Below are 19,878 nucleotides of genomic sequence, written 5' to 3' on the forward strand. Positions count from 1 at the left end.
TGAAATCATTGGTGGGTAAAAAACTGCCCGGTTTCATGAAAATTAAAAAAGGTTAGCATAAATGAAAAAAATAGTTGATTACAGAAAGCTTTTAAACGTAGATAAAGATGCTGAGTTAAAAGAGCTTAAATCGGTGTACCGTACATTGATGAAAGATTGTCACCCGGATAAATTCCAGCAGGAAGAAGAGAAATTAGATGCAGAAGCAAGAAGTAAAGAAATTATTGAAGCTTACCATTTCTTAGTGAGTATTGCGCCAGAAACCTGTGAGCAAAACATCGAAAGCTACACGCAAACCACCACCTTGTCAAATATTCAGGATTTTGAATACAAACAACAGGTATTGAACATTCAATTTTACGATGGTAGTGCTTATGAATATTTTGATGTGCCAAGAGCAATTTATATTAAATTAGTAAATGCAGATTCTCCAGGTCGTTTTGCCCGCAGACATATATTTAATGAATATCCTTACCGTAACGTTGCAAGGGTAGCCGAGCCTGCATAAAGGATTCAAAAATATTTTAGAGAAAGACTTGCTTTAGGGCAGGTCTTTTTTGGTTATGCGTTCCTGCGATTCAGGTCCTGAAACAAACGGCGCAGCCCTCTTGAATACCAATAAAAACTTAAAAACAAATGAAAAATTCAGGAAGGCGACCGTTCAGGTATAGTGTTTTAAACGCCTCGCCAAGCCATCACGTCATGCTGAACTTGTTTTACAAGTGTAAATATTAATTTTAAAGGTCTTGTAGCTACTTCGTGGTCAGCATCTTTCCTGCTATGCGTTCATGTCATTAAGGTTCTGAAACAAACGGCGCAGCCCTCTTGAATACCAATAAAAACTTAAAAACAAATGAAAAATTCAGAATGACGACCGTTCATGTATGGTGTGTTAAGCGTAATGCCTAACCATCTCGTCATGCTAAATTTATTTCAGCATCTTTCCTGCTATGTTTTCATGCGATTCAGGTCCTGAAACAAGTTCAGGAAGGCGACCGTTCATGTATGGTTTTAGGCAGTATGCCTAGCCATCTCGTCATGCTGAATTTATTTCAGCATCTTTCCTGCTAGGCGTTCATGCCATTAAGGTTCTGAAACAAGTTCAGCATGACGATCGTTCATGTATGGTGTTTTAAGCGCCTCGCCTAGCCACCACGTCATGCTGACCTGTAGCGAAGCGGAAAGCTACGAAGTAAATTTATTTTACAAATGGAGTTAGTGTTTTCAATGGTCTTGTAGCTACTTCGTGGTCAGCATCTTTCTGGCGATGCGTTCCTGCGATTAAGGTCCTGAAACAAGTTCAGGATGACGATCGTTTGTGTATGGTGTGTTAAGCGCTTGGCCTGGCCATCACGTCATGCTGAATTTATCTCAGCATCTTTCCTGTGATGTGTTCATGCGATTCAGGTCCTGAAACAAACGGTGCAGCCCTCTTGAATACCAATAAAAACTTAAAAACAAATGAAAAATTCAGCATGACGATCGTTCATGTATGGTGTTTTAAGCGCCTCGCTAAGCCACCACGTCATGCTGAATTTATCTCAGCATCTTTCCAGCTAGGCGTTCATGCCATTAAGGTCCTGAAACAAACGGCGCAGCCCTCTTGAATACCAATAAAAACTTAAAAACAAATGAAAAATTCAGAATGACGATCGTTCATGTATGGTGTGTTAACATAATGCTTAACCACCCCTTCTAGTTATTCAACATCGGTTTAAAACGATTATCCTTATTTCTCAAATCTAAGCCACCTTCATAAACAGACTTTAAATTGATCAAATAAAAACTCCAGCCATTGTGACAACCCAATCGAATGTTTCTTTTAGCTTTTTCATCTGTTGGGATATTTTTTTGAGTCAGCTCTACAATGACGTAATCAAATTCTTCTATTAAGTTAATGTCAATCAAACAGGCTCCTGCAAAAGTGAATTGAAAAAAGTCTTTACCATTTGCTTCCATTATTTTTCCATACTCAATCTCATCATACAAATACCAGCTCCACTTATACTGATCGCCCTGGAGTACATTTTGAGTTTTGTTCAACAATACTTTATTCTCGTCAGAAAATTCAGCATCACTTAGAAACCACCTTTCAATTTCACTTGCCTGAGTCCAGGCATTGTAAATATCTTCCAGTTTTGCTTTAATTGCAATTTTTAAAGTGAACCTTGTCCAGTCGAAATTTTCCATTTGGTTTTTATTAATTAAACACTAAACAAACCGGGGCGCCAACCTCAATTCTTTTTCCGCTGTCAGTAAGTTTCCCCGTAATTTTATTCCTGTTGAAAATTACCACCTCATTAGTATATTGATGGGCAATCAACAAATGTTTTCCACTTGGATCAATGGTGAAATTTCTTGGCCCTTTGCCTAAGGTGCTTACCGTTTCAATAAAATTCAGTTTTCCTGTTGGTTGAATGGAAAATACAGAAATACTGTTAGCGTCGCCACGATTAGTTTGATAAAGGAATTTTCCATCAGCTGAAACGTGAATATCTGCGCCATCAATTTTACCATTGAAATCTTTTGGCGTAGTGCCAATTTCCTGAATTTTGGTTAAGTTTCCATTGGAATAGCTAAACGCAGTAATACTTCCGTTAAATTCATGTGCCAGATAAGCGAATTTACCACCCGGACTGAAAGTGATGTGTCTTGGGCCAGTTCCTGCGTTTGTTTTAATTACACTTTTATGGGTTAAAGTGTTATCTTTTCCTGCTGGATTATAGTTGTAAATATAGATTTGGTCTTCTCCAAGATCATTAACAATTAAATATTTATGATCGGGTGTGAATTTTACCATGTGAACATGAGCACTTTCTTGCCTGCCTTTAGGATCAATACTTTTCCCGGTATGCCTGATTACTTGAGTTGCTTCTGTTAAAGAGCCATCAGCCTGGCGGGAAAATACGGCCAAACTTCCGCCACTATAATTTGCAACCATAACATTTTTTTCATCGACAGTGATATAACAAGGTTCTGCACCATGGCTATCAACTTTATTTAAAAAAGTTAATACGCCTGTTTTGGCATCGTACTTAAAAGCGCTAACCGTACTGGTATTTCCCGTTTCATTTACTGCATAAACAAATTTCTGATCAGGAGCAATGGCTAAATAACTAGGGTTGGCAACGCCTTTAGCTATGCTTTTCAAATTAATTTCAGCAGTTTCGCTGTTGAAATTGTAGGTATAAATTCCTTCACTTTTCCCTGGTGCAGTATAAGTTCCAATTAATAAATTGTAATTGGTTTTTTGTGCAAACGCAGTTGTAGATATTAACGACATTAAAGCTATAACGATATTTGTTTTCATCTGTTTAAATTATTAATGTTTTGTTTATTGTTTTCAATGGTATTAATAAGCTCGTAAACCCGGGTTAAACAAATATGGGAAAAATGTTTTAGCATTCCTTTATCGTCTTCGTTTGTAATGATGATGTATGGGAACGACGATTGTATCGTTATGATGTTACCTGGATTTAAATCGACTTCAGTTTACTTATTCCCGACATTTCATTCGGCATAAAAAAGGCAACCTTACGATTGCCTTAAATATTATTTGATTAAATGTTTGATCTGGATTAACTCATGATCTTCAAGATAACGCCATCTTCCGCGGGGCAAATCTTTCTTGGTTAAGTTACCATAAACCACACGATCTAATTTTTCTACGTTATAACCTAAATGCTCGAATATACGACGAACAATTCTGTTTTTACCACTGTGAATTTGAATGCCGATTTCCTTTTTGGTTCCACCTGTAACATAAGAAATGTTATCAGGTTTTATTATCCCATCCTCAAGCTCTAAACCGAAAGCAATTTTATTTAAATCACCTTGAGATAAAGCTTTATCCAATTCTACATTGTAAATTTTGGTAATGCCGTTTCTTGGGTGTGATAATTTATCAGCCAGGTCGCCATCGTTGGTCATCAACAATAAACCCGTGGTGTTTCGATCTAAGCGACCAACCGGATAAATACGTTCGCGGCTCGCTTTATCAACCAATTGCATCACAGTACGGCGTTCCTGTGGATCATCAGTTGTAGTGATATAATCTTTTGGTTTATTTAATAAAACGTAAACTTTTTTCTCACGTTTAAGTAATTCGCCGTTATAGCGAACCAAATCTTTTGCCGGGTCAACTTTGTGACCAAGTTCAGTAATTGCTTCACCATTTACGGTAATAATACCTGCAGTAATTAACTCATCTGCTTTGCGGCGTGAACAAATTCCTGCATTTGAAATATATCTGTTTAGGCGAATTAAGCCTTTATCTTCATTGGTTTTATGGGCAGGAGCAATAACAGTTCTTTCCTGGCGGTTGAACTCTGTGTCTCTTGATCTTGCCTCCTCACGTTTTCTAAACGGACGAGTATCGCCTTCTCTTGCTTCCCTTGGTTTTACATCTCTTGAACTTCCGGCGCTAGGTTTAAACCCATCAGATTTTCCTCTTGATTTGAAATCTTTGTAACCACCTTCTCTAGGCTTGAAATCCCTGTCTCCGCCTCTCGATTTGAAGTCGCGGTCGCCAGTTCTCGGTTTAAAATCTCTCGAATCTCCATCCTTAGATTTGAAGTCACGTTCTCCTGTTCTGGGTTTATAATCTCTTGCTCCACCATCTCTTGATTTAAAATCTCTATCTCCTGTTCTAGGCTTGTAGTCTCTTGAACCGCCTTCTCTTGATTTAAAGCCACGGTCTTCTGATCTCGCGCCGGAATCTTTTGATTTGAATTCACGGTCGCCGAACTTGAAGCTTTTTGATTCCCCGTCTTTCGATTTAAAATCACGATCTCCCGTTCTTGGCTTGAAATCTCTTTTGTCTCCGAAAGATTTTGATTTGAAATCTTTACTGTCTGAACTTCTAGGTCTGAAGTTGTCTTTTGAATCGGATGATTTTTTGAATTTGCTGTCTCTCTCGTCTGATCTTTTTCTATCAGATCCGGCATCATTGCTTCTGCCTTCTGTTCTCCGGTTGCCCGGTTTGGACTTGTCATCCCGACTGTTCCTACTGTTTTTATTTATCATGATACGCTTTTAACCACATCAAAAATGCGGGCTGCAAATTTATGAAAAATTGATGAATATTACAATTCTTGGAGGGCGAAAATTTTAATCAAAAAATAGCCTCTAAAATAGGAAAAACCACTCGAAAAACAAAATTTAAAATCCACGTTTAAAGCACTTTACGGGCTGGTTTTTCGAGTTTATTTTGTAACTATTTGATAATGTGCTTATTATTTTTTAGCTTTGCCGACGTTTTTATATAAGTTCACCAAAAAAAGGAGGAAGATGTTAAAGAAACACATCGTACCATTTTCGGTAGTGGCAACACTATTTATCTTGGCAAAAGTGTTCACTTACCAAATGCCCTTAGCACAAAAAAGTCTTTCAAAAGAAGCAGAATTAAACACTACAATAACATTAGCTGATCGCTCAAAAGTTGAAGAGGTAGAGAAACCTCAATCTTTAATGGCTCAGTTAAATTTCGCGGATGAAACCTTGCCATTGGGCGATAAAAAGGTAGAAAGAAAAATGAAAAAAATTCTTGCCGCACACACTTACAAGAACACACAAACAAATCTTTTGCACCAAAAAGCAGCAAAATGGTTTCCGGTAATCGAACCCATTCTTGAAGCTTATGGAATTCCGAACGATTTCAAGTATTTAGCTTTAGTTGAATCTGGAACAGTTGAAGGAGTTTCCCCAAAAGGTGCAGCGGGAATTTGGCAATTTATGCCAGGTACGGCTCGTACTTATGGCTTAAAGGTAAACGGCAAAGTTGATGAGCGTTATAATTTGCGCAAATCTACTATCGCAGCCTGCAAATACATTAAAGAAATGTATGGAAGCTTAGAAAGCTGGACCTTGGTTGCCGCTGCTTACAATGTTGGCGATGGCCGCTTGCGTAAACAGATCAATAATCAAAATCAAGACAATTACTACAAAATGAAGCTGAACCGCGAAACCGGTGGCTATGTTTATAAGGTAATTTCCATGAAACAGATTATGGAGCATCCTAAACGTTACGGATACGAAAAACCGAGAGTATTATTGGCGTATAACGCTGATTAATAAATTAAGATAAAGACAAGGCATTTGGTAAGGCGTTCCGGGTAAACCGGAACGCTTTTTTTGTGAAAGTTGTAGCCCCGCAGATTCGCAGATTTTATTGTTTCCCTTCGGGATGATTTCACGGATGGTTTGATTACACCGATATAGGGTTGTATTTAGCTTTTGGTTTTTCTCCTTTGATTTTTTAAGCTTTGGTCTTTCTTCTTTAGTCTTTCAAACCAAATTCCTTTCTTTGCAATATGTTCAAATTGCGAATCGACAAAATAATCAATCAACCAGGAGATAATATTACTTTTCAGTTTGAAGATGTGGAGAAGAATTATCCTGAATATCTGGCCGGGCAGTTTGTTTCATTGGTTTTTCAAGGCCAACATAAAGAAGTGCGGCGATCGTACTCTTTTAACAGTTCGCCTGATGTTGATGAACCTTTAGCCATCACTGTTAAACGTGTAGAAAATGGAGAAATTTCACGGTTTCTGCATCATAAAACCGCTGTTAATGATGTTCTTCTGGCGCAAGAACCTCAGGGGATGTTCAGCTATATTCCTGATGAAAACCTGGAGAGGGACCTTTTTCTTTTTGCAGCAGGAGTTGGCATTACGCCATTATTTTCCATTTTAAAAACAGCGTTAGTTCGTGAAAAAAACTCATTGATTACATTGGTATACAGTAACCGGTCAATGCAGGATGCTTTATTTTATGATGAATTGATTGAATGGCAAGATAAATATCCCGAAAGATTAAAAATTGTTTGGGTTTTTAGCAACAGCAAAAACTTAATGACTGCCCGGCTAAATAAGTTCTACATTGAAAAGTTGATCAAAGAGCATTTACACTTCGAAAGAGATAATGCTTTATTTTATACCTGCGGACCAATTATTTACATGGATTTATGCCGGATAACTTTACTCGGGATGGGTTTTGATATCAAGCAAATCAAGAGAGAAACATTTGTTTTACCCGAAGATGAACTGGATGAAGATGATCATTCACCTGAAAAAGCAGTGGATAAAAACACTTATGCTGTGGTATTAAATTTTAAAGGCGAAACCTATCATTTAGATATTCCCTGGCCAAAAAGGATTTTAGATGTAGCGTTGGAAAATAAAATAAAACTGCCTTATAGTTGTCATGCAGGAATGTGCAGCACTTGCGTGGCAAATTGCACCAAAGGTGGTGTTCGTATGGATTATAACGAAGTACTAACAGATGATGAGCTGGCCAAAGGCAGGGTTTTGGTTTGTACGGGGCATCCAACAGAAAATGGGACTACGCTGGAGTGGCGGTAGTGATTATGTTATATCCCTCTCTTTTATAAAATTAGAAACTGTTAAACGATGAACACCACATATTCTTCCAAAAACATGTTTGAAAATGTTTTTAATCTGGTCAGTTGTCATTTATTGAGCATTGTTAATATTGTTATGAGCAATTGAAATAGCTTTACGGAGTCTGTCCAGCAGTATTTCTTTTGATGGCAATATGGTAAAGTAGTCTGCAACTTTTATATTGCTTTTATGTAATTGTAGTAATTCTATATGCTCAGGGTTTTTGCCTGTACATAAAATTAAACCGATTGGATTGTTTTCTCCCTCTACAGTTTCATATTTTTCCAAATAACTTAGATATAATTCCATTTGTCCTTTGTAAGCGGCATCGAATTCTCCAATTTTTAAATCAATAACTACTAAACATTTTAATCTTCTATGATAGAAGAGCAGGTCAATATAATAATCTCTGTTATCGATCATTATTCTTTTTTGACGAGACATAAAAGCAAAGTCAGAGCCTAGTTCAGAAATAAACCGTTGCAATTCAGCAATAATGGCCGATTCTAAATCTTTTTCAGAATAGGTGTCTTTTAGTCCAAGAAAATCTAAAAAATAAGGGTCTCTAAAAACTAAGTCGTGTGTGATTTGATTGGTGTCAGTAAGTTGTTGTAAATCTTTTTTTATGGTTTCTTCTGGCTTTTTACTAATCGCTGTGCATTCATATAGCATTGAATTTATGCGTTCTCTAAGTGTGCGAACACTCTATTTTTCCATTTTGCACATCTCTATGTAAAAGCTTCTTTTTAATGGATCTTCCATAAAATCAATATACGGATATGCGACCAGCTCAATTGTCTACACAGTGTGTAGACAATTTCTTTTTCTGGCATTATCTCTGCAAAGCGGAGACAATGCCTTAATTGTTTTTCACTCCATCCGCTTCCATATTCTATCTCCAATTGCTTGGCAAGTGAAACAACAACGCACTTTCCGTATTCAGCTCGCTTATCTTTTAAAATTTCTTCGTTTATTTTTTTTCCAATACTCCAATATAATGTAGTAATGGCTGTATTAACTGCTACAGAAATTTGTTGTTTACTTTGTTCTATAAGTGTTTTGATATCACGTATAAAACCTGTGTCTTCTATATTTTTTTGGACCATAGATTTACACTTCCGTTCGGAATCCAGAATCACAATCTAACTAAGTAAATGCTATAAACCTTTAACTTACTTATGCGATCAAATGTTAATTAATAAAAACACAAAACCATCATCCGCATATCAACGTTTATGTAGGCATGATGAAATCTCTTTTGATGCTTTTGGTCTTTGGCTTTTTGGCTATTGAGGTTTCCGCTCAGGATTCACTCATCATTAAAAGAGAGTTTGCCAATATACAATACGTAAATCTTTACAAAGAAAATTCAGATTTAGCTTACACCGCTCCGCTTGGAGAATTAGGAGCACCATCTAAATATGTCATCAACGGAAGGTTAACCACCACTTACATGCTTTTAGGAAGTTATAAATCATCAATTGCTTTTGCTGTTATTCCTGATTTTACGGTTCGTGTGAGAAATGAGTTTTCTGCCGGGGTGCGTACACCAAGTTACCGGTTAGGTGGTGCACTATATGCGAGGTTAAGTATTAGTCCCGATAATTATAAGTATGGAGAACTTGCTTTTACACACCACTCCAACGGGCAGGATCAGGCTGCTATTAATTCTGACGGTACAATCAATACCCGAACAGGAAATTTCAATGCCAATTATTTAACACTTTCGTATCGTTTTGGTCATTTAACGCTAGCCAGTGCCAATGAAAGTTACTATTCTTTTAATCATCGTTTAGGTTTTCAATGGTATAAGTTTTTCAGGTATGAACCAGCTTTAGATCTGGGCTTTGGTTTCACAAGAGTGCTGTATAATTTTTCCTGGCGTAAATATGAACAAACAGAAAGAAATGCAAAAAATAAACCTAAAGTTAAAACCGAGAAAGAAACATGGCGTTTAAATACTGAGGTTTCTTATGCGGTAAATCAAATTCCATCAAAGAATTTTGGTCATATTCAGAAAAGATTAAATGCTGAAGTAAATTTCAATTATAGTTTTCCCTTTATGAACAATGTGTTCTTAATGGCTGCGGTTGGATATTATGGCGAAGATAATTACAATATTTATTTTCAGGATCATTATGGTTATTTGCGTTTTGGTTTATCGTCAGGTTTCCTCAGAAATAGAAGTCGACATTATGACAATTAATCCTTAATACAGCTTTACTTAGACTTTCTTTTTGATAAAATTTTTAGCAATTTTGCAGATTGGAATTCAGGCTTGTTTTTCGCTGGAATTCCTCCCAATTTTCAACAAAATATGAGCAACAAATCCATCGACCTTGGTGAGCAGAAAGATGTAGAAGTTTACGGAGCTAGGGTACATAATTTAAAAAATATTGATGTTAGTTTTCCCCGCAACCAACTGGTAGTAATTACCGGTTTAAGTGGTAGCGGGAAATCTTCTCTGGCTTTTGATACCATTTACGCAGAAGGACAACGTCGCTACATGGAAACGTTTAGTGCTTATAGCCGGCAGTTTATGGGTGGTATGGAACGCCCTGATGTAGATAAGGTTTCGGGTTTGAGTCCGGTTATTGCCATTGAACAAAAAACCACCAGTAAAAATCCACGTTCTACAGTTGGTACCATTACCGAGATTTACGATTTCATGCGTTTACTTTTTGCCCGTGTTGCCGATGCATACTCCTACAACACTGGTGAGAAAATGGAGCGAATGAGCGAAGACCAGATTCTGCAGAACATTTTCAACAAGTTTGATGGTTTGGCAGTAAATATCTTAGCGCCGGTTGTAAAAGGAAGAAAAGGTCATTACCGCGAGCTATTTGAGCAAATTCGCAAGCAGGGTTATGTAAAAGTTCGTGTTGACGGGGAGATTAAAGACATAACCGCTAAAATGCAAGTCGATCGTTATAAAATCCACGATATAGAAGTGGTTATCGATCGTTTGATTGTTGATCATAAAGATAAAAAACGCCTGTTAGATTCAGTTCAAACTGCGATGAAGATGGGTAAGGGTGTAATTAAGATCAGCGATAAGGACAACAATGTTGCCCATTTCAGCAAATTTTTAATGTGCCCAACAACCGGAATTTCTTACGATGAACCTCAACCCAACAGCTTTTCGTTCAACTCGCCTTACGGCGCATGTGAACGTTGTGATGGTTTGGGTTACATTTTCGTAGTGGATAAAGAATCGGTTATGCCGAATCCAAAACTGAGTATTTTAAATGGCGGTTTAGCACCGCTAGGCGAGTATCGCGATACCTGGATGTTTCAGGTATTAAAAGCATTGGCTAAAAAATACAGTTTTTCTTTGTCCACACCTATAGAGAAACTGGGTGATGAAGTCATCAATATCATTCTGAACGGAACCCATGATTTAATTAAGGTTGAAGTAGAGTACAATAAATGGAACGTTCAGAATTATAACATTACTTTCGATGGCATCATTAAAATGCTGGAAGAACAGAATGAAAAAAGATCGGAAAGTGCTGTTGATGACATGGAAGCTTTTCGTAAACTAAAAACTTGTCCGGAGTGTAATGGAGCAAGGTTAAAGAGAGAAAGCTTACATTTTAAGGTTGATGGAAAGAATATTTTTGATCTTTCTTCAATGGATATCAACAACCTTCATAGCTGGTTTGAACATGTTGATGAAAGACTTTCTGAACGCCAGAATATTATTGCAAAGGAAATTTTGAAGGAAATTAAAGCACGGATCGGTTTCCTTACCGATGTTGGTTTAACTTACCTTACTTTAGATCGAACGGCTCGTACACTTTCTGGTGGCGAAGCGCAACGTATCCGTTTGGCTACACAAATTGGTTCACAATTAATGAATGTGATGTACATTCTTGATGAACCAAGCATCGGTTTGCATCAACGTGATAACGAAAGGTTAATTAATGCTTTAAAAAATCTTCGTGATCTGGGCAATACTGTTTTAGTTGTGGAGCATGATAAGGATATGATTTTGGAGGCCGATTGGGTAATTGATGTTGGGCCAGGTGCAGGTATTCACGGGGGGCAAATTGTTGCCGAAGGAACTGCACAGCAAATTCTGAAATCGAAAACGCTAACAGCAGATTATCTCAACGGAAAGAAAAAAATCGAAACACCAAAAGCCCGCAGAAAAGGTAATGGACATAAGTTATCTATTATAAAAGCCACTGGCCATAATTTGAAAGAGGTTTCTGTTGATTTTCCTTTGGGTAAATTTATTGCTGTGACCGGGGTTTCAGGATCAGGAAAATCGAGTTTAATTACCGAAACTTTGTACCCGATTTTAAATCATCATTTCTTTAGGGCGAAGAAAACTCCGCTTCCTTATGAGAAAATAAGTGGATTGAAAGAGATTGATAAAGTTATTGAAATCGATCAGGCACCGATTGGGAGAACGCCACGTTCAAATCCATCAACATATACGGGTGTTTTCTCCGATATCAGAAATCTGTTTGTACAATTGCCAGAAGCGAAAATTCGTGGTTATAAACCCGGCCGTTTTTCTTTCAACGTAAAGGGGGGAAGGTGTGAAACCTGTCAGGGTGCCGGAATGAAAGTGATTGAAATGAATTTCTTGCCAGATGTACAGGTTCCCTGTGAAGAATGTGGTGGTAGAAGATATAACAGAGAAACCCTGGAAGTTCGCTACCGTGGAAAATCAATCAGCGATGTATTGGACATGAGCATTGAAGATGCCTGTGTTTTCTTTGAGCATATTCCAATTATTTATAGGAAAATCAAAACCTTAAAAGATGTTGGTCTGGGTTATATTACTTTGGGGCAATCTTCAGTTACTTTATCGGGAGGAGAGGCGCAACGTGTTAAACTGGCCACTGAGCTTTCGAAAAAAGATACAGGAAAAACATTTTATATTTTAGATGAACCAACTACCGGACTTCATTTTGAAGATATCAATGTTCTCTTAGGCGTATTACAAGAATTGGTTGATAAGGGTAATACCATTTTGGTTATTGAGCATAACCTGGATGTTGTAAAAGTAGCCGACTGGGTAATTGATTTAGGCGAAGAGGGGGGAGCAGGTGGAGGAAGAATTCTATTTGAAGGTACGCCAGAAGGTTTAATCCAAAATCCAATCAGTTTAACCGGAAAATTCCTGAAGAAAGAGATGGAAGGTAGTTCGAAGTCTGAACCCAGAGAGTCGGAAGTTAAAAAGACGGGAAAAATAAAAAAGAAAGTTTAAAAAGCTAACCTATCGTCATTGGGAGGCACGAAGCAATGACGACCGCTTCAGAAATGCCCATTTCACATCAACAATCTTTATCAATTATGATATTTACCGATACCCATACTCATTTATATTACGAACAAGAAGCAGAAAAGCAAGCGCAGTTAATGGAACGTTGTTTTGAAAATGATGTTCGCCGTTTGTTCCTGCCAAATGTAGATGTGAAATCAATCGCTATGATTGATGATTTGGTAAATAAATACCCTGAAAACTGTTTTGCAATGGCAGGCCTTCATCCTTGTGATGTTAAGGATGATTATCTTTCGATGTTGGATGAGATTTACAAAAGTATTTCTGGCAGAAAGATTTATGCCATAGGCGAAATCGGGATCGATCTCTATTGGGATAAAACCACTTTAACCATTCAGCAAGATGCATTTCGCAAACAAATTGGCTGGGCCAAAGCATTAGGTTTGCCAATTGTTATCCATTGTCGCGAAGCGTTTGATGAAGTTTTTGAATTGTTGGAAAGTGAAAAAGATGAGCGGCTCAGGGGAATTTTTCATTGCTTTACCGGGAATTTAGCACAAGCCAGACAAGCAATCGATCTTAATTTTTATTTAGGAATTGGTGGCGTGGTAACTTACAAAAAGGCGGGATTAGACCTTGTTCTTTCAGAAATCTCCTTAAATAATCTGGTGTTAGAAACTGATTCGCCTTATTTGGCTCCTGTTCCGTTTCGTGGAAAACCAAATGAGAGTAGTTATCTGATTTATGTTGCCCAAAAACTGGCTGACATTTATGGTGTTTCTGTTGAAGAGATTGCAAATGTAACTACAGAGAATTCTAAGAAAGTTTTTGGGATTTAGAATTTATACTGTTAAGCGCTTGGCCTAGCCACTACGTTATGTTAAATTTATTTTACAAGTGTAAATATTAATTTTAAAAGGTCTTGTAGCTACTTCGTGGTCGGCACTTTCTGGCGATGCATTCATGCCATTAAGGTCCTGAAACAAGTTCAGGAAGACGACCGTTCATGTATAGTGTTTTAAACGCCTAGCTTAGCCACTACGTCATGCTGAATTTATTTCAGCATCTTTCCTGCTAGGCGTTCATGCTATTAAGGTTCTGAAACAAGTTCAGAATGACGGCCGTTCATGTATGGTGTTTAGGCGTTTTGTTTTGCCATCTCGTCCTGCTGACCTGTAGCGAAGCGGAAAGCTACGAAGTAAATTTATTTTACAAATGGAGTTAGTGTTTTCAATGGTCTTGTAGCTACTTCGTGGTCAGCATCTTTCTGGCGATGCATTCATGCCATTAAGGTCCTGAAACAAGTTCAGGAAGACGACCGTTCATGTACAGTGTTTTAAACGCCTCGCTAAGCCACCACGTCATGCTGAATTTATTTCAGCATCTTTCCTGCTATGCGTTCATGCCATTAAGGTCCTGAAACAAGTTCAGGATGACGGCCGCTCATGTATGGTGTTTTAAACGCCTGGTCTGGCCACCACGTCATGCTGACCTGTAGCGAAGCGGAAAGCTACGAAGTAAATTTATTTTACAAATGGAGTTAGTGTTTTTCAATGGTCTTGTAGCTACTTCGTGGTCAGCATCTTTCTTGCTATGCGTTCCTGCTGTTAAGGTCCTGAAACAAGTTCAGGATGACGACCGTTTGTAATCAGCATCTATCTTATTTGCTTTTTAAATTTTTAATTTATATGTCATTCGGTTAAAAATATCGTAACTAAGAGTAGATTTAAGGCTTAATAATTGCGAATTTGAAAATACTGCATGATCATTTGTAATTTTTTACTTTCTTTGCGCTGAGCAACCCAAACCAACCAAATGACCAAGATTCTTATTATTTATACCGGTGGAACCATCGGTATGGTTAACGACCCCAGTAATGGGATGTTAATTCCTTTTGATTTCGAACAGATTAAAGAAAATGTTCCAGAGTTAAGCCGTTTAGATTACCACCTGGATGTACATTCTTTTAATCCGGTTTTGGACTCTTCTAATATGGACCCCGAGATTTGGAAAACATTGGCAGAACTGGTTTATAACAAATATGACTTATACGATGGTTTTGTGATTCTTCACGGATCAGATACAATGGCTTTTACTGCATCAGCATTAAGTTTTATGCTCGAAAATTTGGATAAGGCTGTGGTACTTACCGGATCTCAATTGCCCATTGGCGAAATCAGAACTGATGCAAAGGAGAACTTAATTACGGCTTTGGAAATTGCTGCCACCAAAGTAAATGGCAAATCTTTATTTCCTGAGGTTTGTATTTATTTCGATGCCCAATTGTTTAGAGGAAACCGTTCCATTAAATACAATAGCGAAAAATTTGAGGCTTTTCGTTCGCCAAACTATCCGGTATTGGCTGAGGCTGGTGTGCATCTTCAATTTCATACTAACTATGTACTTAAGGCGCCAAAAGGTAAATTAACTTTACATACCAACTTCAATGCTAATATTGGCGTTTTAAAATTATATCCTGGTATTACACCTCAAGCGGTTTCAGCGATAACGGATTCAAAAGTTGATGCCATCATTTTAGAAACTTTTGGTTCCGGAAATACTACAACTGCTCAATGGTTTTTAGACAGCTTGCGTCAGGCAATTTTGAATGGAAAAATCATCATCGATATTTCTCAGTGTAAAAAAGGATCTGTGCAATTAGGTCGATACGAAACCAGTCGCGAATTGTTGAAAATGGGCGTGTTAAGTGGCTATGACCTTACTTTTGAAGCAACTGTTACCAAATTGATGTTTGTGATGGGTTTGGGTTTGCCGATTGAAGAAAGCCGTAAACTGATGGAGGAATCACTGCGCGGAGAGTTAACGAAAGAATAATTCGCAATCGCATCGGCGTGCCTGTACGATTTTTTAAAAAATCCTGTCATGCTGAGGCACAAAGCATCTGTTTCATAGGTTGCAGTGGCTTCGTGCCTCAACACAGTTTATTCAAGGTCGTTGCTATTTAAAAGTATTTTCATTTCTATGGAGGTTAACATGGCCAAACAGCAATAGCTCCTGCTTTGCACAATCCTAATGCGTAATAAGTAAAACTTCTGCAATTATGACACTCATCATTTCGGTTATCCATATTTAGCCTTATTTTTGCTCTAACCATATTCGTCATGCTGAACTTGTTTCAGCATCTGATTTAAGAAAGACCTTGAAATAATTCAGGGACGGCGATACAGAGAAAACATGAGAATAGAACAAATATATACCGGATGCCTGGCTGAAGCTGCTTATTACATTGAAAGTAAGGGCGAAGCTGCAATTATTGATCCGCTGAGGGAAGTGGGAACTTATTTGAAGAAAGCTGAAAAAGCTGGTGCAACTATTAAATATATTTTTGAAACTCACTTTCATGCCGATTTCGTTTCCGGACATGTGGATTTGGCTGAAAAATCAGGCGCTAAAATTATTTACGGACCAACAGCTAAAACTGAGTTCGAATCTCACATTGCAAAAGATGGAGAAAAATTTAAAATTGGCGATATAACCATTACAGCTTTACATACGCCCGGACATACACTCGAATCTACCACTTATTTGCTTACAGATGCCAGTGGTAAAGATCACTGTATTTTTAGCGGTGACACGCTGTTTATCGGTGATGTGGGCCGCCCGGATTTAGCACAAAAGGGGAATCTGACCATGGATGATCTGGCTGGAATGCTTTATGACTCATTAAATGATAAAATTAAACCTTTAGCTGATGATGTAATTGTTTATCCGGCACACGGGGCCGGTTCTGCTTGTGGCAAAAGCATGAGTAAAGAAACCTTCGATACTTTAGGGCATCAAAAAGAAGTAAACTACGCTTTAAAAGCAGCAACCAAAGAACAATTTATAAAAGAAGTGACTGATGGCATTATGCCTCCTCCACAATATTTTGCTAAAAATGCAGCCATTAATAAAGGTGGTGTAGAAAGCATTGATGAAGTTTATGAAAAAGGATTAAAAGCTTTAACGCCACAAGCATTTGAAGATACTGCAAATCAAACCGGGGCAATCTTGCTCGATACCCGCGATCCTCAGGTTTTTGCAAAAGGGTTTATCCCAAATGCGATTAATATTGGTTTGAACGGACAATTTGCACCTTGGGTAGGGGCACTGATCACAGATTTACAGCAACCTATACTATTGATCACTGAAGCTGGAAAAGAGCAGGAAAGTATTACCCGCTTAACTCGTGTGGGTTATGATAATACCATTGGCTACCTGGATGGCGGATTTGAAAGATGGACGGATGCAGGAAAGGAAATAGATACAATTGAAACGATTTCTGCAGATGCTTTTGAACAAGCAGCTCGCGAAAATGAAATTACAGCGCTCGATGTGCGAAAACCAGGTGAATATGAATCGGAGCATTTGGAGTTTACCTTGAGTCGACCTTTAGATTTTATAAATGACTGGATGGGAGAAATCAATCCAAAAGGTACTTATTACATTCATTGTGCAGGTGGTTACCGCTCAATGATTGCTGCCTCAATTTTAAAATCAAGGGGTATTGAAAATGTGATTGATATTGCCGGAGGTTATGGCGCAATTAAAAACACTGGTTTAAAGAGAACCGATTTTGCTTGCCCAAGTAAAGCAATGAAAGTTTAAGGCTATCGTTATTGCGAGGTACGAAGCAATCTTAAACGATAGATAAAAACTAAATGGCAAATCAAATTCATTACGATATATTAATCATTGGCGCTGGTCCAATTGGTATGGCTTGTGCCATTGAAGCACAAAAAGCTAACCTGAGCTATGTGATTATTGAGAAAGGTGCATTGGTTAATAGTTTGTTCAATTATCCGGTTTTCATGACATTCTTCTCTACTTCTCAAAAACTCGAAATTGGCGGGGTTCCATTCGTAACCATCAGTCCAAAGCCGAACAGAAATGAAGCTGTTGAATATTACCGCAGAGTTGCAGAAAAATTCGGTTTGAACATCAATCTGTTCGAAAAGGTTAAGCAGGTAAACAAAAATGAGGCTGAAATTTTTGAAGTAGAAACTTCTAAAACTCATTATACAGCTAAAAATGTAATCGTAGCCACTGGTTTCTACGATGTGCCATTACTCATGAATATTCCAGGAGAGAATCTGCCTAAAGTTACTCACTACTATAAAGATCCGCACTTGTATGCTTTTCAAAATGTTGTGGTAGTAGGTGCAAATAATTCTGGCGTAGATGCTGCTTTGGAAACTTATCGTAAAGGTGCACATGTGACAATGGTAATTCGTAGCAGTGAACTTGGTCCACACGTAAAATACTGGGTGCGTCCGGATATTGAAAACAGAATTAAAGAAGGTTCGATCACTGCATATTTCAACGCTGAATTGCTTGAGATTAGAGAAAATGAGGTGGATATTAACACAACGGATGGAACCAAAACCATTCCAAATGATTTCGTTATTGCGATGACTGGTTATCAACCTGATTTTTCGATGCTGAGAAAGTTTGGAATAGAATTACCTGAAAGCCTTTGTCCTGTTTATAACGAAGAAACAATGGAAACCAATGTAAAAGGCTTGTATTTAGCAGGGGTAGTTTGCGGTGGTTTAGATACGCATAAGCTTTTCATTGAAAATTCAAGGGTTCATGCGGAGATGATTGTTAGGAATATTACGAAGTAGACTTACGAAGTTTAGCTGGGATTTGTAGTGGGAAACTTCGTCAGTCTTTTAATTGCCTATTCATTTTGTCTCATTCCCCATTTGTATCCCAATTTAACCAATAGGTAAATAATAAATACCTGAATTAACATAATCGAATATGAGAGTATTTCAGAAAAACTAATATATACTTTAGGCTCGGCCTTTTCTAATTTACCCAAAGGAGGGTAAACAGTCCAACCAGTGGCAGGCAAATCATTCTGATTGCTGTTTTTCAAGCTAGTTTCTATGCCCTTAAATAAAGAAATAAGACCATTTATCCTGGTAAGTGAAAGAATTAAAAGTAAACCAAAAATTATGATGATAATGTTTTGGGCTTTTCGTTGAAAATGTTTTCGATGCTCTTTAACATAATAGATAACAAAACTTATCACAATAAATAAAAATGCGAACAGCGGTAATGATTGCGTTACAAAGTAAGTATCATGAAGATTAATGGCAACAGTTTTTTGGAGAATATTTTTGCCAAATACCAAGATTAATATTGATAAATTTATCAAAGCTGCTAATAACAACCAGCAAATTTCGATTAAGAGCGATTTTGGTTTATTCATAGTTAATTACCGGCACCTTTAAAACATTCTCCACAAAGTTATCAATGGCTGTTTCTACACCTGGTAAATCTTTAGAGGTAATGTAAGAACCCAAAACATGATTTTCTGCATTTGGAATGGCAATTTTTCTTTTCAAATTTTCAGGAGTTCCCAGCTCATCAAACATTTTAAGCATGGCATCAACCCGAACAACAGGATCCTGTTCCAAATCATTTTTATAATAATAGAGCATCAAAACAGGTTGTTTAACCTTTTCGAAAACAGATTTGCTCATCGTACTTTCTACAAACTCCTGCAATTCAACGAGTGATTCTATCCGGTAGTTAGTGTACCAGTATTTTCTATACTCCTCTGACCGGCCATCAACCTTGCGTTCATCACTTCGTAAAACAGTTCTGGCAATTTGCAAACCCCAGGGATCATTTAATAACCAGGCATTTTTATCATTAATAGCTACATTTGGCGATAGAAGTATTAAGCTATTAATTTCAGGGTAAGTTGCTGCTAATTTTAAGGCTACTGTTCCACCAGTCGAAGTGCCTACCAGAATTACTTTTTTACCTAATTTTTTTCCAATGGCATAAGCCTGTTTACTGCTTTCCCATAGTCGATCGGCAGTGAAATATTGCATTGGTGCAATGGTGTCAAGGCCATGATCAGCTAATCGGGCGAGGTATAAATTGGCGTTTAGTGCTTTTGCAAGATTCAGGTGGACAGGATTACCCTCTGTTTTTGATGCTGAAAAGCCATGTAGATAAACTATTGCATACTCAGTTTGTTGATGCAGCGAATCGGCCCAAATTATTTCGGCCTCATTACCAGGTTTTATTTTATGCTTGCTTTCTATGTTTTGTACATAAATGTCAAGATCCATCAAATCCGGAACTTTGGTAAGTTCGGCGTTGTAAAGAGCCTTTTTAGGTTTAGGACCCAGTAAATACCCTGTAACAAGCAAGGCTGAAATGCCCAGCAAAAATTTATAGCGTTTTTGCATCCGTTATATCAATGTTTTTAGAGAA

General features: G+C 37.7%; 16 protein-coding genes. 9 read left to right on the forward strand and 7 right to left on the reverse strand.

Features of this window, described 5'->3' with window-relative positions; all coding sequences use genetic code 11:
* Window positions 1-61: 61 nt before the first annotated feature.
* Entirely contained in the window at window positions 62-508 is a 447-nt protein-coding gene (locus DU508_RS09865) for a KTSC domain-containing protein (protein ID WP_115402617.1), read from the forward strand.
* 1,187 nt (window positions 509-1,695) lie between these two features.
* Here the strand turns inward: DU508_RS09865 and DU508_RS09875 are convergent.
* The 3 genes from DU508_RS09875 to DU508_RS09885 form a co-directional block, all read right to left on the reverse strand.
* Window positions 1,696-2,190, reverse strand: a complete 495-nt coding sequence (locus DU508_RS09875; RefSeq protein WP_115402619.1) for an SRPBCC family protein — start codon at window positions 2,188-2,190, stop codon at window positions 1,696-1,698.
* Window positions 2,191-2,200: 10 nt separating this feature from the next.
* On the reverse strand, window positions 2,201-3,310 hold the full coding sequence (locus DU508_RS09880; RefSeq protein WP_115402620.1) for a lactonase family protein: 1,110 nt from the start codon (window positions 3,308-3,310) through the stop codon (window positions 2,201-2,203).
* Between the two features lie 242 nt (window positions 3,311-3,552).
* The gene (locus DU508_RS09885; protein WP_115402621.1) at window positions 3,553-5,025 is read right to left on the reverse strand and encodes a pseudouridine synthase; all 1,473 of its coding nucleotides are present in this window, start codon (window positions 5,023-5,025) and stop codon (window positions 3,553-3,555) included.
* 264 nt (window positions 5,026-5,289) lie between these two features.
* Here DU508_RS09885 and DU508_RS09890 point away from each other — a divergent pair, with 264 nt between their 5' ends.
* Both DU508_RS09890 and DU508_RS09895 read left to right on the forward strand, forming a co-directional pair.
* The gene (locus DU508_RS09890) at window positions 5,290-6,072 is read left to right on the forward strand and encodes a lytic transglycosylase domain-containing protein (protein ID WP_115402622.1); all 783 of its coding nucleotides are present in this window, start codon (window positions 5,290-5,292) and stop codon (window positions 6,070-6,072) included.
* A gap of 239 nt (window positions 6,073-6,311) precedes the next feature.
* Complete coding sequence (locus tag DU508_RS09895; protein ID WP_115402623.1) at window positions 6,312-7,361, forward strand: ferredoxin--NADP reductase; 1,050 nt, start codon at window positions 6,312-6,314, stop codon at window positions 7,359-7,361.
* Window positions 7,362-7,472: 111 nt separating this feature from the next.
* On the opposite strand, the gene DU508_RS23975 is transcribed toward DU508_RS09895, so the two are convergent.
* Both DU508_RS23975 and DU508_RS23980 read right to left on the reverse strand, forming a co-directional pair.
* Entirely contained in the window at window positions 7,473-8,072 is a 600-nt protein-coding gene (locus tag DU508_RS23975) for a PDDEXK nuclease domain-containing protein (RefSeq protein WP_199562682.1), read from the reverse strand.
* 74 nt (window positions 8,073-8,146) lie between these two features.
* Window positions 8,147-8,506 (reverse strand): DUF1016 N-terminal domain-containing protein, encoded by a 360-nt coding sequence (locus DU508_RS23980; RefSeq protein WP_199562683.1) that lies wholly within the window; start codon window positions 8,504-8,506, stop codon window positions 8,147-8,149.
* 137 nt (window positions 8,507-8,643) lie between these two features.
* On the opposite strand from DU508_RS23980, the gene DU508_RS09905 reads away from it, so the two are divergent.
* The 6 genes from DU508_RS09905 to DU508_RS09930 all read left to right on the forward strand — a co-directional run bounded on the left by DU508_RS09905 (window position 8,644) and on the right by DU508_RS09930 (window position 18,266).
* Window positions 8,644-9,606, forward strand: a complete 963-nt coding sequence (locus DU508_RS09905; RefSeq protein WP_115402624.1) for a hypothetical protein — start codon at window positions 8,644-8,646, stop codon at window positions 9,604-9,606.
* A 111-nt stretch (window positions 9,607-9,717) separates the two neighbouring features.
* Window positions 9,718-12,624 carry an excinuclease ABC subunit UvrA gene (gene uvrA, locus DU508_RS09910; RefSeq protein ID WP_115402756.1) on the forward strand — a complete coding sequence of 969 codons (2,907 nt, stop codon included), beginning with the start codon at window positions 9,718-9,720 and terminating at the stop codon, window positions 12,622-12,624.
* 86 nt (window positions 12,625-12,710) lie between these two features.
* Window positions 12,711-13,478, forward strand: a complete 768-nt coding sequence (locus DU508_RS09915) for a TatD family hydrolase (RefSeq protein ID WP_115402757.1) — start codon at window positions 12,711-12,713, stop codon at window positions 13,476-13,478.
* A gap of 976 nt (window positions 13,479-14,454) precedes the next feature.
* Window positions 14,455-15,474 carry an asparaginase gene (locus DU508_RS09920; protein ID WP_115402625.1) on the forward strand — a complete coding sequence of 340 codons (1,020 nt, stop codon included), beginning with the start codon at window positions 14,455-14,457 and terminating at the stop codon, window positions 15,472-15,474.
* A gap of 360 nt (window positions 15,475-15,834) precedes the next feature.
* Window positions 15,835-17,247, forward strand: a complete 1,413-nt coding sequence (locus DU508_RS09925) for an MBL fold metallo-hydrolase (protein ID WP_115402626.1) — start codon at window positions 15,835-15,837, stop codon at window positions 17,245-17,247.
* Between the two features lie 53 nt (window positions 17,248-17,300).
* Window positions 17,301-18,266 (forward strand): YpdA family putative bacillithiol disulfide reductase, encoded by a 966-nt coding sequence (locus tag DU508_RS09930; protein WP_115402627.1) that lies wholly within the window; start codon window positions 17,301-17,303, stop codon window positions 18,264-18,266.
* Window positions 18,267-18,322: 56 nt separating this feature from the next.
* On the opposite strand, the gene DU508_RS09935 is transcribed toward DU508_RS09930, so the two are convergent.
* Window positions 18,323-18,859, reverse strand: coding sequence for a hypothetical protein (locus DU508_RS09935; RefSeq protein ID WP_115402628.1), 537 nt, complete (start codon window positions 18,857-18,859; stop codon window positions 18,323-18,325).
* On the reverse strand, window positions 18,852-19,853 hold the full coding sequence (locus tag DU508_RS09940) for an alpha/beta hydrolase (RefSeq protein ID WP_115402629.1): 1,002 nt from the start codon (window positions 19,851-19,853) through the stop codon (window positions 18,852-18,854). The genes DU508_RS09935 and DU508_RS09940 overlap by 8 nt, the downstream gene beginning before the upstream one ends.
* Window positions 19,854-19,878 lie beyond the last annotated feature (25 nt).

It is taken from the genome of Pedobacter chinensis, from assembly GCF_003339865.1.
Lineage (GTDB): Bacteria > Bacteroidota > Bacteroidia > Sphingobacteriales > Sphingobacteriaceae > Pedobacter > Pedobacter chinensis.

Excerpts from the sequence above, each read along its gene's own strand:
- DU508_RS09890 (WP_115402622.1), top strand. The coding sequence starts at position 5,290 with ATGTTAAAGAAACACATCGTACCATTTTCGGTAGTGGCAACACTATTT.
- DU508_RS09885 (WP_115402621.1), bottom strand. The coding sequence starts at position 5,025 with ATGATAAATAAAAACAGTAGGAACAGTCGGGATGACAAGTCCAAACCG.
- DU508_RS09865 (WP_115402617.1), top strand. The coding sequence starts at position 62 with ATGAAAAAAATAGTTGATTACAGAAAGCTTTTAAACGTAGATAAAGAT.
- DU508_RS09925 (WP_115402626.1), top strand. The coding sequence starts at position 15,835 with ATGAGAATAGAACAAATATATACCGGATGCCTGGCTGAAGCTGCTTAT.
- DU508_RS09940 (WP_115402629.1), bottom strand. The coding sequence starts at position 19,853 with ATGCAAAAACGCTATAAATTTTTGCTGGGCATTTCAGCCTTGCTTGTT.
- DU508_RS09915 (WP_115402757.1), top strand. The coding sequence starts at position 12,711 with ATGATATTTACCGATACCCATACTCATTTATATTACGAACAAGAAGCA.
- uvrA (WP_115402756.1), top strand. The coding sequence starts at position 9,718 with ATGAGCAACAAATCCATCGACCTTGGTGAGCAGAAAGATGTAGAAGTT.
- DU508_RS09880 (WP_115402620.1), bottom strand. The coding sequence starts at position 3,310 with ATGAAAACAAATATCGTTATAGCTTTAATGTCGTTAATATCTACAACT.
- DU508_RS23980 (WP_199562683.1), bottom strand. The coding sequence starts at position 8,506 with ATGGTCCAAAAAAATATAGAAGACACAGGTTTTATACGTGATATCAAA.
- DU508_RS09875 (WP_115402619.1), bottom strand. The coding sequence starts at position 2,190 with ATGGAAAATTTCGACTGGACAAGGTTCACTTTAAAAATTGCAATTAAA.
- DU508_RS09895 (WP_115402623.1), top strand. The coding sequence starts at position 6,312 with ATGTTCAAATTGCGAATCGACAAAATAATCAATCAACCAGGAGATAAT.
- DU508_RS09905 (WP_115402624.1), top strand. The coding sequence starts at position 8,644 with ATGATGAAATCTCTTTTGATGCTTTTGGTCTTTGGCTTTTTGGCTATT.
- DU508_RS23975 (WP_199562682.1), bottom strand. The coding sequence starts at position 8,072 with ATGCTATATGAATGCACAGCGATTAGTAAAAAGCCAGAAGAAACCATA.
- DU508_RS09935 (WP_115402628.1), bottom strand. The coding sequence starts at position 18,859 with ATGAATAAACCAAAATCGCTCTTAATCGAAATTTGCTGGTTGTTATTA.
- DU508_RS09920 (WP_115402625.1), top strand. The coding sequence starts at position 14,455 with ATGACCAAGATTCTTATTATTTATACCGGTGGAACCATCGGTATGGTT.
- DU508_RS09930 (WP_115402627.1), top strand. The coding sequence starts at position 17,301 with ATGGCAAATCAAATTCATTACGATATATTAATCATTGGCGCTGGTCCA.